We start from the raw sequence: 13,936 nt of genomic DNA on the forward strand, positions 1-13,936 counted from the left end.
GGAGGAAAAATCATGGGAAAAATAACAGGATTTAAAGAATACGATCGTGAGCTTCCGCAAAAAGAACCGGTAGCTTACAGAATACAGAATTTTCAGGAATTCAACAAGGGTTACACAGATAGTCAACTGAATACACAGGCCGCACGTTGTATGGACTGCGGTATTCCATTTTGTCACTCAGGATGTCCTTTGGGCAATGTAATACCTGAGTTTAATGATGCCGTTTACGATGGAAAATGGGAAGATGCATACAACATATTGACCTCAACAAATAACTTTCCCGAATTTACAGGAAGAATTTGTCCAGCTCCATGTGAATCGGCCTGTGTATTGGGTATACACAGTTCTCCTATTACCATTGAAGAAATTGAAAAACATATTATTGAAATTGCTTTCAATAAAGGTTATGTAAAACCTAACAAAAGCTATATTAAAACAGATAAAAGAGTTGCTATTGTTGGATCAGGACCTGCGGGTTTAGCTGCAGCCGCACAATTAAATAAAGCTGGTCATGACGTTGTCGTTTTTGAACGTGATGATCAACTGGGAGGCTTACTCCGTTATGGTATTCCAGATTTTAAATTAGACAAGAAAATTATTGACCGCCGGATTTCGGTGATGCAGGAATCAGGTATTAAATTTAACGTAAACGCTGAGGTTGGCAAAAACATCTCCACCCATGAGTTACTTTCTTTTGATGCTGTTATTTTAGCAACAGGCTCAACTGTTCCTTGGCATTTGGATATTCCTGGAAAAGAATTAAAGGGTGTCCATTTCGCGATGGATTTTCTGAAACAGCAGAATAAAAAAGTGAGTGGTATTGAATACACGGAAGAGCACATCATCGCCCAAGGAAAACATGTAGTCGTAGTCGGTGACGGTGATACTGGATCGGATTGTATCGGTACTTCCAATCGACAACTGGCACAGAGCATTACCCAGATCGCACGTAAACCCATCCCTGCAAAGGAACGATTAAAGAATAATCCATGGCCATCAGATAAAATCACTTTCAACACTTCATCATCACAAGAAGAAGGTTGTGACCGACTTTGGGCGACCGAAACAAAAGCCTTCATCAGTGATGACCATGGAAATGTCAAAGCTGTTCAGATCATAGAGGTCGAATACGAAGTAGATGATTTCGGTAGAAGAACAAAATTAGGTCAATCAGAGCCTAAAGAAATTCCGGCAGATCTTGTTCTTTTAGCTGTCGGTTATCAACATACAGAGCAACAATTGCCAGAAAAACTGGGTGTTCAAGTCGATAGCCGAGGAAATATAGTAGCGACAGATAAAGCTTACCAGACTTCGGTAGATAAGATCTTTACAGCTGGAGATTGTAGGAAAGGACAATCATTAGTTGTATGGGCGATATCAGAAGGCCGTGAGTGTGCTAGAAAAGTAGACGAATTCCTAATGGGGCATTCGGAGCTTGAAAGCAAAGAAGCTATTCATCAATATGCTTAATACCAATCCTAAATATAAAAGAATGAGCCCCGTAAATATATTTACGGGGTTTATTCTTTTATAGCACTTCCTATCACTGACTCATCCAGTTATTTCATCTCAAAAATGAGTAGCATATGGACCCTCGCTGATCTCAAAAAGCTTTTATTCATTTTAACCGGGACTAAGATTTTCAACCTACATGAAGTTTTTTAATCCTGCGGTTAATTATGGAATTCGTTACTAAGATGCATCATCTTAAATGAACACAGCAAGCTAATTCAAAAAATATGAATAAGATCCTCATAATAGCATTGATTTTATGTCTCCTACTTCAGGGAGAGAATATTAAATCACAGAATAATCCAAATAGACCTATTCCCAGCTTAAAAATATCGAATGATCCAAAAGATCAGGCAAAAGTTAATCTACAGGAGCTCGATATTCAAGTTAATATTTTTGGTAACATCGCGAAAACAACGATGACAATGATCTTCCGTAATAATGAAAACAGAGACTTGGAGGGCATACTGACATTCCCCATGCCTGAAGGTGTTTCGGTAACAGGATACGCCCTTGATATTAATGGAAAACTACGTCAAGCTGTTGCAGTTGATAAAAGCAAAGGGACTGAAGTCTTCGAAAGTATTGAATCTCGTCGTGTAGATCCTGGATTATTAGAGCGTGTAGAAGGCAATAATTTTAAGACCAGAATATATCCTATACCTGCACAAGGTCAACGAACCATTAGCATAACTTATGAAGAGAATTTACAATTCCATGCATCGACTGGTTTTCAATACCATTTACCTTTAGCCTATAAACAAGCGATCGAGCGGTTTAAACTTCAGGTAAATATCTACCAAACAGATCAGATACCGACATTGATCAGCAAACCAGATGGATCACTCATATTTTCAGAAAAAAATCATATTTATCAAGCGGCTATAGCTAAAAACAATTTTATACCTGAGAAATCATTAGTAATTGGACTACCTAAGCGACCAAATGAGAACAACATTTTGACACAGGTTAATCAAGATCAATCTTTCTATTTCCTTAGCAATATATTTATCGATGCTCCTTCGAAAGCAAAAACCTGGACTAACAAAATTGGGATCATTTGGGACAATTCTTTAAGCGCTAAAGATAAAGACATTCAAAAAGAATTAGCACTTCTGGATCTCATCATACAACAAAAAAAGAATTTAACTGTAGAACTGGGCTTACTGAATATCAGCTATGTAAAAGCGGGAACATTTCACATAGAAAAGGGAAATTGGACTGCTCTAAAAAATTATCTCTTGCATTTAACTTATGATGGCGGAACAGACTATTCAAAATTAAATGATCAAGTGCTGCAAGCAGAGGAATATCTTTTCTTTACTGAAGGGTTATCCACATTTGGGTCAAATCAAGTAAATATCAACAAACCAATATATTGTATCACTTCCTCTGCTATTGCAGATTACAGCACCCTCCAGGCCATTAGCAAAAAAACTGGTGCAAAAACGCTCAATCTATTGAACACATCACCTATTGACGGTATCAAGAAATTAAGTTCAGAAAATTTAAAATTTTTAGGGATCAAAGAACATGCTGATTTCTCAGAAATATATCCAGCGATCCCTACAGAAGTACAGGATCATATCGCGATTACAGGTCTCGGAAAAAACAACAATTTAAAACAGATTACCTTACTCTTTGGCTACGGGAATCATGCGACTCAAGAAGTCAAAATTGACATTAATTATCAAGAAAATGAGTTGGATATTCATAAAATCTGGGCTCAGAAAAAGATTGCAACATTAGATGTTGATTACACGGAAAATAAAGAACGTATTGAAGAACTTGGTAAGCAATTTGGTATTGTTACCCGTAACACAAGTTTAATTGTATTGGAAACCGTGGAAGATTATGTACGATATGCCATCCTGCCTCCAACAGAATTGCTTCCAGCTTATCATAAATTGATTAAAGAACAAAGCGTTCTTCGGGAGGAACGTATGCATGATTTATTGGCACAGGCTGAAACCGCTGTCCAAGAATTAAAAAAATGGTGGCAGACCGACTTCAAAGTAAAGAAAACCTATCCACAGCCTAACAGGATCGTAGAAGAGTCATTTGTAGAGCCCGAAGTTCATCCAATCAATAATGCACAAGCTGCAACATCAAAAATGGTATCATTAGAAAGCAGACAGATGTTTATAGCAGATGATCAATATTCAAATCTGGAGGAAATAGCATTAAGCGATTTAGAAGACCTTGTTTCTGATCAACAGCATTATTCCGGCACTGATGTGAGTGACAGAACAACTGCTGGTGCAAAAATCACCATTCCTGACATTAAAAATGACAATATGTATCTGCAGGTCTTAGAAGAATCAGCGAATCCCTATCAAACATATCTCGAACTTCGCCAAGCATATTTGGGTACTCCGAGCTTCTATTTTGACGTTGCTAATTTTTTCTATCGAAAAGGCACAAAAGAAAAAGCATTATTAGTGTTGAGCTCACTTGCAGATCTTCAAATTGAAAATGCAGATTTATTTAAGACAATAGCTTACACACTTAAACAATGGGAACAATATCAATATGAACTTTACATCAATAAGAAAATCTTAGACTGGCGTCCTATGGATCCGCAAAGCCACCGCGATTATGCTTTAGCATTATTAGATAATAAACAATATCAAAAAGCTTTTGATCAATTATATAGTATCCTAACGCAAAGTTATTCCCCTGAAGCAGCCGATCGCGACGATGGTATAGAAGAAATTATTGTGATGGAGTTAAATAATTTATTAAAATTAAACCAGACTCATGTCAATAGCAATAACATCAGCAAAAAACTAATTGCAGATCTTCCTGTTGATATTCGTGTGGTGATCAATTGGAATTCAAACAATACAGATATAGATCTTTGGGTCACAGATCCATATGGAGAAAAATGCTTTTACAGCAATAATAGCACTGCAATGGGAGGACGTTTAAGTAATGATTTTACCGGAGGATATGGCCCTGAACAATTTCTATTAAAAAGAGCAGTCAAAGGAAAATATAAAGTCGAAGTAGATTTTTATAATGATAATTCGCTAACACTAGCAGGTCCAACAGCAGTTATGGCAGAAATATTCACCTATTATAGCTCCGGAAAACAGGAACGTAAAATCATCACCCTGTACTTAGATAAAACCAAAGAGCAGCACGTGACCATCGGAACATTTGATTTTTAATCCAGTGCTAAGTCAAAAAAAAGCGTGCTTAAAATCAGTTTTAAGCACGCTTTTTTTATCAGGATACGCAATAAATCCATTAAATTCCGTTCTGCAACAAGAGCAGATATATAAAGCTAAAATAGATAATTAATAGATTTTTCTAATAACCAAATCCTGCTTCCGTTTCTCGATTTTTGTTTTTAAGTAAGGATAAAAGAAGACTGCACCTAAAACAATGGCAGCACCACCATAAAAACCTAAACTCATCGTCTCTTTTTGACCAAAGATCAGCATGGCCAATAAAATGCCATAAACAGGTTCCAGATTTGTCGTTAAAGCAACTGTAAAAGCACTCAATTCTTTCATCACAGCAACACCTAACACATACGCAACGGCAGTACACAATACCCCTAAGATCAATAGATAAATTAAATCCGATTGATTGAGAACCATATTTTCATTAAAATCTCCACTGAATAACATAAAAACTGACACCCAGAAAAAAGCACCCAGCATTTCATAAAATGTGATCAAGGTAGCGCTTGATTTTTTAACCATTCTGGCATTTGCAATCGAGAAAATACTTGCACAGAATGCACATGCTAAGCCCGCAAGAATACCTTCAATATAATTGGATTCAAATTGAAATATCATATAGATACCCATTATTATCACTACACCAACTAACATATCCATTAGGGCGATCTTTTTCTTATTGATCAGGGGTTCCAAAATAGAAGTATACAATGTCAAAGAAGATAATGTTACCAAAGCTACTGATACTGTAGATACCTTAATTGCATAAAAAAAGAGTACCCAGTGAAGCCCTACGACACCCCCGACCATTATGAAAGAGATAAAATCCTTTCTTTTTACCAAAATCTGCTGCTTGCTAACGGCAAGATAAATCCATAGAGAAATCGCCGCAATCAAAACCCGATACCAAACAAGATGTATAGCAGATATCGAAATCAAATTACCCAAAATTCCTGTAAAACCCCATATCAGGATTGTTAAATGCAGAATAAGAACATTCTGATTAATTTTAATTTTTGACATTGTCGGTTTGTTTATTTTGGCGCCTTTATAGCCAAATAGATTGCAATAATTAAAAATGTAATATTGGGAATTAACACTGCAATCAAAGGAGGGAGCCCTCCTTTTAATGAGAACATGGTGGCAAATTGAATGAACACGATGTAGGTAAAGCTCAATCCGATACCGATACCCAAACTAAGACCAATACCTCCTCTGACCTTCTTAGAGGATAAGGCAACGCCCATCAAAGTAAGCACAAATGCCGAAAAAGGATAGACATAACGTTTATATTTCTCCAATTTAAGATCTGTCATCATCCCTGTACCCCTAATTTCCTCTTTATGGATACGCTCATCCAGCTCTTTCGTATCCATGGCTGTAAAAATATTATCATACAGTTCAAAATCACTCGGCTTCATATCCAAAGTGGTATCTTTTACGGTACCCTTGTCCATTCGTTCATGAAGACCATTAATAATCCGGTTTGTATAATCATGTATTTTCCACTTAGTCGTTACAGAATCCCATGTAATACGCTCAGCGATCATTTTTTCCAATAAGGTATCACCCTTAAATTTTTCCAGTACAAACTTATATCCAATCTTGGAGTTGTTATCAAAGTTGTCTATGTATACATAACTGTTTTTATCAATCTGCATATGCGTGGACACTTTCGTATTATCTTTCAAAGGTTTTACATACACATTTTCAAAACCGATCTTCATTTTATTCGTTTTCGGAATAATATAAAGGTTAAAGACAAAAGAAACTGCAAATATAAGCGTTGCTGAAAAAATATAGGGTCTTAAAAGCCGGTTAAAACTATAGCCGGCACTTAATATGGGTACGATCTCTGTTTGATCGGCCATCTTCGAAGTAAAGAAGATAACAGCGATAAAATTGATCAGAGGACAAAGGAAATTTAAATAAAACGGGATAAATCCTGCGTAATATTCAAATATAATTTTGTCCATAGGAGCATTATATTTCAAGAAATCATCCAATCGCTCAGAAATATCAAAAATGACCATGACGACTGTAAAAATAGCCATCGTGAACACAAATGTGCTCAAGTACTTTTTAATAATGTAACGATCGATAATAGAAAACATAATACTACTAAGATGCAAAAAAATTACAAACGTTGACCTAATACTTTGACCATTTTATTTTTCCAATCGTAGAATGTACCATCTACAATTTTCTCACGCGCTTCATTTACCAGCCATAAATAGAAGTGTAAGTTATGTAAAGAAGCAATCTGTGCACCTAAAAGTTCTTGCGAACGGATTAAATGGCGTAAATATGCTTTTGTATATACTTGATCTGAGTAAAGATCACTATCTGGATCAATTGGAGAAAAATCGTCTTTCCATTTTTCATTCTTGATATTGATCGTTCCGTGACGTGTAAAAATCATACCGTTACGTGCATTACGCGTTGGCATTACACAATCAAACATATCTATACCCAAAGCGATGTTTTCAAGTAGATTGATTGGTGTACCTACCCCCATTAGGTAACGTGGTTTATCTTCTGGAAGAATATTACAGACAACTTCCGTCATCGCATACATTTCCTCAGCAGGCTCTCCTACGGATAAACCACCGATTGCATTTCCTTCACGATTGAAAGACGCAATTTTCTCAGCAGATCTTTCACGTAAGTCTTTATATACTGATCCTTGAACAATGGGGAACAATGTCTGGTCATATCCATATAATGGTTCTGTACTGTCAAAACGATCACAACATCTTTTCAGCCAACGGTGAGTCATTTCAATCGAACGACGGGCATACCCATAGTCACATGGATAAGGAGTACACTCATCAAAAGCCATGATAATATCCGCACCGATTACTCGTTGTGTATCCATCACATTTTCAGGAGTAAATAAATGCTTTGAACCATCAATATGTGACCGGAACGTCACACCTTCTTCTCGTATCTTACGATTGTCTGACAATGAATAAACTTGGTAACCTCCAGAATCTGTTAAAATTGGACGGTCCCAACCGTTAAATTTGTGAAGACCACCTGCCTTATTCAAAACATCCAGTCCCGGTCTTAGATATAAATGATAAGTATTTCCCAAAATAATTTGAGCTTTGATATCATTTCTCAATTCGTGCTGATGCACACCTTTGACCGTACCAGCTGTTCCAACCGGCATAAAAATAGGAGTTTGAATTTTTCCGTGAGCTGTCTCAACAACACCTGCACGCGCTTTAGAAAATTTATCTTGTACTTGAAGAGTGAATTTCATTAATCTTTTATTTTTTGGGGATTCTAATTTGATGATTTTTACTGTTTCAGAAGCAAATTCCCCAACATGCTTTTTTTAAAATCTTTGCAAAAATACTATAAAAAGCAATGCAAAGATTGACCTTTTACAAGATTTTAACATTTACAGCACAAAAAACATTATTAAAGCAAATATCCTTGGAACATACTATCTTTGCAACCTATGAACATCGTACAGCAATACGCCTTCTATTACCCCTATATCGCCTTTGGCATCATCGGTTTATTACTGCTCATCCAGTTGTACTATATTATAATTGTATACGGAAAACTGAGTCGTCATAAAGTGCATTCTTATCAGGAACAAGATCAATTTGATCCTATTTCTGTCATCATCTGTGCACATAATGAACAAAAAAATCTAAAGCAGTTTTTAGCATCAATTTTAGAGCAGGATTATCCCCAATTTGAAGTAATTGTTGTTAATGATTACTCTACTGACGAGACAAAATGGATTTTAAAAGAATATCAATCTCAATATGATAACTTAAGAATTGTCGATATTAAGGAACATATACGGCTTAAGCATGGAAAAAAATTCGCCGTTACCCTAGGAATTAAATCTGCTATTTACGAAAAACTGGTTTTCACAGATGCTGATTGCAATCCAAATTCAAGCAATTGGTTAAAAGAAATAGCTGGAGCACTTAACCAACCGGATACAGAGATTGTCATCGGGTACTCCCCTTATTTTAAATATAAAGGTTTTCTCAATAAACTTATCCGGTTCGAGACAACGCATACAGCAATGAGTTATTTATCGTATGCGATAAAAAAAGATGCTTACATGGCTGTAGGCAGAAACATGGCCTACACAAAAACGTTATTTTTCAGTAAAAAGGGATTTGCATCACACATGCACATTAAATCTGGTGATGACGATCTTTTTGTAAATGAAAACGCTACGAAGAAAAATGTAGCCATATCCATTCATGAGGATGCTATCGTTTACTCAGAACCTAAAACAACCTGGAAAAGCTATTACAAACAAAAAGCACGGCATTCGGGCGCTTCGGTTATCTACAAAAAAAGACATCAGCGTATGTTGGGTATGCAATTGATCACTTCATTTTTGTTCTACTTTACGATTATCCTGACTGCGATTATTTTCCCTAATTACTGGTACGTACCTGTAGCTGCATATCTAATTCGCCTACTTGCACAGCTCATTGTTTTTAGGGCAATATATAAGAAATTAGCAGTTTCTGACCTCATTTGGTGGTTACCATTATTAGACATCATCTACTATTTCTATATTTGCATCAACGGACTATTCAACCGTAAAAAGAAATCACTTAGCTGGAAATAATATTCATATTTTAAAACTTTCACTTTGAATCCTACAGTAGACATCATATATCAGTATTTTCCAAACTTAACAGAAGTTCAGAAAACACAATTTGCACAACTTGCAGAACTTTATCCGTTTTGGAACAATCAGATCAATGTTATTTCACGCAAAGACGTTGAAAGCCTTTATCTGCATCATGTATTACATTCTTTAGGTATTGCAAAATACGTCATGACATTTGCTCCGGGCACTCGTATTTTAGACGTTGGCACAGGCGGAGGATTCCCAGGAATACCATTGGCTATTTTATTTCCTGAAGTAAAATTTCATTTAGTAGATTCGATCGGAAAAAAAATTAAAGTTGTTCGCGAAGTTGCGTCTGCTTTAGGACTTGAGAATGTTGAAGCAGATCACATCCGTGCAGAACAATTGGACGACAAATATGATTTTGTTGTATCACGTGCTGTAACACGATTAGCAGATTTTGCTCCTTGGATCCGCAATAAATTCCTTAAACAGGATAAAAATGGAATTCCTAACGGTATCTTATATCTAAAAGGTGGTGATCTTAAAGAAGAAATTAAAGAGTCACGACTGAAAGCTGAGCTGCACCCACTTTCCGATTATTTTAAAGAAGATTTCTTCGAAACGAAATATGTCGTTTATGTTCCGATGTAATTTAGGGATTTAAGATTTCTAATTTAGGGAGACTCAGACGTTGATGAATGATTTCGACAGAATCTAGGTAGTTTTTTAAACTGTGCTGCACATAAGCAATCTGATCGTAATGGTCTGCCTTGCGCAACCATTTGGAGGAAGGTTCATAATAAGAACGAAATTTAACCAAAGAGTCTCCCGTTAAAGGCGTGTAGGCTTCAGTTAGCGCAGTCCATTGTGCTAAGACTTTGTCTTGCTCGAACTCCCGCTCGAATAGTCTTTGAAGTCTCCGAGAAGCACGACCCTTCTTACTCAAAAGATTATACAACTTATTGAGATTAACGGCAAGACCGCCCTGATATGGCAAAGTCACCATATTTTTGGTATCTCCCCAAAAGTATATGGACTTATATGTAACCTGCTTTTCGGCCATTTTCTCTTCCGCCGTTAATTTTTTCCCAACTATTAGCGCAGTATCCAGTATATTGGTATCCTGATTAATTATTTTTTCATTCCGAAGAGTGGTATCTTGATAGGAAAAAACAAAATGAGCAGATGAAGATTTGACCCGGCTAAAAAATAAAAGCAGACAGATAGACATCAAAAAAAATAAGCGACCTGGATTCATTTCTTTATAATTAGTTATTTAAAAATAACAACAAAAGAAATACGAGCGACGATTTTAACTTTGTTTAACTGTCTATCTATCTTGAATTATTAACCCAATTCTTCTATAATTTTTTTGCCAATCGCATTAATCTCTTCGTCCATACCAAACATTGGTAAACCAGTCTCAGGATTGGTTTTCAACCACAGATTCTCTGTATCTTTAATAATCTGTACATATTCTACCCCTTCTTTAAAAATCACATAAGTATCTTCCTCTTCTGGGAATACCGAGTAAACAATATTTTCAATTTCTATATCAAACGGTTCTTTCATTTCCATAGTCATATATTTTTATTTCAAACAAAGATACAAGCTATCTCATAATTCTCTAAAATATGAAAGTAAAAATTCTTTTCTAATCATTTTTGATACCAAAAGTAAAACTGTTTTAGCCTGAATTTCAGTAAAATATTATTATCTTTAAATAACCGAATATGAACTTTTATCATCAAATAGCACTTACCAAAATTAAGGGGGTAGGACCTAAAACTGCGCGAGCTTTGCTTACGCACTGCGGCTCTGTGCAAGAAATCTTAGAGACAAATGCCAGTACTTTAGCAAAAATTCCAGGAGTAAATAGTCGAACAGCTAATGAAATCGCTGCGAAAAACTATCAGGAAGCAACCGAAAAAGAAATGGCATTTGTTGAAAAACACCAAATAAAAGTTTTATGGATAGATAATCCGGATTATCCTCAGAAATTGAGAAATTGTGAGGATGCACCACTCGTCTTATATTACAAAGGGAATGCCGACCTCAATAAAGAACGTATGGTCAGCATTGTCGGAACGAGAAATGCCACCAGCTATGGTCGCAAAATTTGCGATACGCTCATTGAACAGATGCAGTCTCTTGATACCACAATTGTAAGTGGACTGGCCTATGGTATCGATATCATGGCTCACAAAAATGCTTTACTGCATCGGATACCAACAGTGGGTGTATTAGGACATGGACTAGACCGGATTTATCCGGCGACTCATAGAGAAACAGCGTCAGCAATGCTTCAACAGGGTGGATTACTAACCGAATTTCCGTCAGACAGCAATCTTGACCGACAAAATTTCCCTATGCGAAATCGCATTATAGCAGGCATGTCTGATGTAACGATTGTCATAGAGGCGGCCACAAAGGGAGGCGCGCTCATTACTGCTGAAATAGCAAATAGCTATAACCGCGATGTATGCGCATTCCCGGGAGCAATAGATCAGCTTTATTCGGCAGGTTGTAATTATTTAATTAAAACTAACCGCGCACATCTGATCCGGGATGCGAAAGATCTTTGCTACCTGATGAATTGGGAAACTTCAGAAAAACAAACAGGTATACAGCTCCCACTCCTACCTCCTGAGTTAAATAAAGATCAGTTGCACCTCTATCTCTTTCTCCAGGGTAAACAGCAAGTGGGTATTGACGACATCACGCGTTACTGTAACTGGCCACAAAGTAAACTTGCGATGATTTTACTCGAAATGGAGATGAATGGTCATATCACCTCTTTACCTGGAAAAATGTATAAAATTTAAACCTAAACAACCTTATAAATCTAAATGAAAGAAAATACAAATACCAAAACTATTTGGAAAGTAATCGGTGCGTCCTCCATGGGAACACTGATTGAATGGTATGACTTTTTTATCTTCGGAAGTTTATCCATCGTCATTTCAACCAAATTTTTCCCTGCGGACAATCCGACTGCGGCTTTCCTTTCTACCTTAGCCACGTTTGCTGCTGGTTTTGTTGTCAGACCCTTCGGTGCACTTTTTTTCGGTAGATTAGGAGACCTTATCGGAAGAAAATACACATTTATGGTTACACTGTTGCTCATGGGAGGTGCCACTTTCTTGATCGGTTGTATACCCAGCTATGAGAGCATTGGCTTTCTTGCTCCCTTACTGGTACTGATCTTACGTTTATTGCAAGGGCTGGCACTTGGTGGTGAATATGGAGGAGCGGCAACTTATGTGGCAGAACATGCCCCTGAAGGTCAACGTGGCTATTGGACATCCTGGATACAGACGACAGCAACTTTCGGTTTATTTATCTCTTTGGTTGTTATACTCGTAACAAAATACATCTTGACCGAAGAACAATTTGACGCCTGGGGATGGCGTCTTCCATTTATTCTATCCATATTGATGGTGTATGTGTCTTACCTCATCCGTAAAAATATGAGTGAATCGCCCGAGTTTGCCAAAGCGAAAGAAGAGGGTACAACAAGCAAAAATCCTTTAAAAGAAAGCTTTGGAAACCGGTATAACTTAAAATTTGTGTTGCTTGCTTTATTTGGCGCAGCTATGGGACAAGGAGTCGTATGGTATACGGGACAATTCTATTCCATGAGTTACATGAAAACTGTGATGCACCTCAATTCGGACGAAGCTGATATGATCTTAGGAACGGCATTGCTGATCGGAACACCATTTTTTATTCTTTTTGGCTGGTTAAGTGACAAAGTCGGCCGTAAATGGATTATGCTTTTGGGCATGTTATTGGCACTTTGTACCTATAGACCTATATACAAAGCGATGTATCAACTAGCGGATACCAGCACAAAAGAAGTGAGCTCGACCAATACATTAAAATTGGCCGATAACAAGCTTCAAACGATCATCCAGTATACTGATGGAACACGTTCTCAAGAAATAAGCCATGATCAATCGACCGAACAAGATACGCTCATTAAAAAAACGGTAACTGTGCATGGTAGTAACCGCATAGGTTTAACGGCATTGATATTTATTCAGATCATATACATCACCATGGTGTACGGACCAATCGCGGCATTTCTGGTGGAAATGTTTCCGGTTAAAATTCGTTACACGTCCATGTCCTTACCTTACCATGTCGGTAATGGCATTTTCGGAGGCTTATTGCCTGCAATTTCGACTTACCTGACGACAAATGCGCAAGTTGCTCAAGATCCTGAATTTTATTTGGCAGGACTTTGGTATCCGATCATTATTGCGGCTGTATGTTTCATAATCGGATCGTTGTATATTAAAAATAAACCTAATCACCTCAACAATGGATAAACTAAAAAAAATATTAGGGATTCTTTGGATTGCGCTGGCGCTATTTACTGCATACTTTTGTCTTTTTGAGCTCGCAATTCCTAAAATAATGATCGGACATCAAGAAGATTTAGTATTCGGAATCATTATTATGTTCATTTTAACACCAATTATCTCACTTGGTCTAGGTCTTTTTGGGTATTATTCGCTCTGTGGCGAGTATGGAAAAGACAAGACTTAAAATTATTCTTATTGACTATCAGCGAAGTAAGCACTAATAGCAAAATATCTTTCTT

12 protein-coding genes are annotated in these 13,936 nt (G+C 36.9%); 7 read left to right on the forward strand and 5 right to left on the reverse strand.

Annotated features, from left to right (window positions below):
* Positions 1-12: 12 nt before the first annotated feature.
* Both JAZ75_RS03350 and JAZ75_RS03355 read left to right on the forward strand, forming a co-directional pair.
* The gene (locus tag JAZ75_RS03350; RefSeq protein ID WP_183916012.1) at positions 13-1,470 is read left to right on the forward strand and encodes a glutamate synthase subunit beta; all 1,458 of its coding nucleotides are present in this window, start codon (positions 13-15) and stop codon (positions 1,468-1,470) included.
* A 269-nt stretch (positions 1,471-1,739) separates the two neighbouring features.
* Positions 1,740-4,685: a VIT domain-containing protein gene (locus JAZ75_RS03355; RefSeq protein ID WP_208700236.1), complete on the forward strand. Its 2,946-nt coding sequence runs from the start codon at positions 1,740-1,742 to the stop codon at positions 4,683-4,685.
* A gap of 129 nt (positions 4,686-4,814) precedes the next feature.
* Here the strand turns inward: JAZ75_RS03355 and JAZ75_RS03360 are convergent, their stop codons facing one another.
* Genes JAZ75_RS03360 through tgt form a run of 3 tightly spaced genes read right to left on the reverse strand, consistent with a single transcriptional unit; the run spans position 4,815 to position 7,971 of the window.
* Complete coding sequence (locus JAZ75_RS03360) at positions 4,815-5,726, reverse strand: DMT family transporter (RefSeq protein WP_132772383.1); 912 nt, start codon at positions 5,724-5,726, stop codon at positions 4,815-4,817.
* Positions 5,727-5,737: 11 nt separating this feature from the next.
* Positions 5,738-6,817 carry an LptF/LptG family permease gene (locus JAZ75_RS03365; protein ID WP_132772385.1) on the reverse strand — a complete coding sequence of 360 codons (1,080 nt, stop codon included), beginning with the start codon at positions 6,815-6,817 and terminating at the stop codon, positions 5,738-5,740.
* A gap of 23 nt (positions 6,818-6,840) precedes the next feature.
* Positions 6,841-7,971, reverse strand: coding sequence for a tRNA guanosine(34) transglycosylase Tgt (tgt, locus tag JAZ75_RS03370; protein WP_108160421.1), 1,131 nt, complete (start codon positions 7,969-7,971; stop codon positions 6,841-6,843).
* A gap of 201 nt (positions 7,972-8,172) precedes the next feature.
* On the opposite strand from tgt, the gene JAZ75_RS03375 reads away from it, so the two are divergent.
* Positions 8,173-9,318 carry a glycosyltransferase gene (locus JAZ75_RS03375; RefSeq protein WP_132843773.1) on the forward strand — a complete coding sequence of 382 codons (1,146 nt, stop codon included), beginning with the start codon at positions 8,173-8,175 and terminating at the stop codon, positions 9,316-9,318.
* Positions 9,319-9,342: 24 nt separating this feature from the next.
* Positions 9,343-9,978: a 16S rRNA (guanine(527)-N(7))-methyltransferase RsmG gene (rsmG, locus tag JAZ75_RS03380; protein WP_132772388.1), complete on the forward strand. Its 636-nt coding sequence runs from the start codon at positions 9,343-9,345 to the stop codon at positions 9,976-9,978.
* A 1-nt stretch (position 9,979) separates the two neighbouring features.
* Here the strand turns inward: rsmG and JAZ75_RS03385 are convergent, their stop codons facing one another.
* Together JAZ75_RS03385 and JAZ75_RS03390 are read right to left on the reverse strand one after the other, a co-directional pair.
* Positions 9,980-10,585 (reverse strand): hypothetical protein, encoded by a 606-nt coding sequence (locus JAZ75_RS03385; RefSeq protein WP_208700238.1) that lies wholly within the window; start codon positions 10,583-10,585, stop codon positions 9,980-9,982.
* Between the two features lie 89 nt (positions 10,586-10,674).
* Entirely contained in the window at positions 10,675-10,905 is a 231-nt protein-coding gene (locus JAZ75_RS03390) for a hypothetical protein (protein ID WP_132772391.1), read from the reverse strand.
* A 155-nt stretch (positions 10,906-11,060) separates the two neighbouring features.
* Between JAZ75_RS03390 and dprA the strand changes: the two genes are divergently transcribed.
* The 3 genes from dprA to JAZ75_RS03405 are packed head-to-tail and all read left to right on the forward strand — an operon-like array spanning position 11,061 to position 13,881.
* Positions 11,061-12,152 carry a DNA-processing protein DprA gene (dprA, locus tag JAZ75_RS03395; protein ID WP_208700240.1) on the forward strand — a complete coding sequence of 364 codons (1,092 nt, stop codon included), beginning with the start codon at positions 11,061-11,063 and terminating at the stop codon, positions 12,150-12,152.
* Positions 12,153-12,176: 24 nt separating this feature from the next.
* Positions 12,177-13,661: an MFS transporter gene (locus tag JAZ75_RS03400; protein ID WP_208700242.1), complete on the forward strand. Its 1,485-nt coding sequence runs from the start codon at positions 12,177-12,179 to the stop codon at positions 13,659-13,661.
* Positions 13,654-13,881 carry a DUF6814 family protein gene (locus JAZ75_RS03405; protein WP_021188509.1) on the forward strand — a complete coding sequence of 76 codons (228 nt, stop codon included), beginning with the start codon at positions 13,654-13,656 and terminating at the stop codon, positions 13,879-13,881. The genes JAZ75_RS03400 and JAZ75_RS03405 overlap by 8 nt, the downstream gene beginning before the upstream one ends.
* The last annotated feature ends 55 nt before the right edge of the window (positions 13,882-13,936 follow it).

Origin of the sequence: Sphingobacterium sp. UDSM-2020 (assembly GCF_016132525.1) — a bacterium.
Lineage (GTDB): Bacteria > Bacteroidota > Bacteroidia > Sphingobacteriales > Sphingobacteriaceae > Sphingobacterium > Sphingobacterium anhuiense.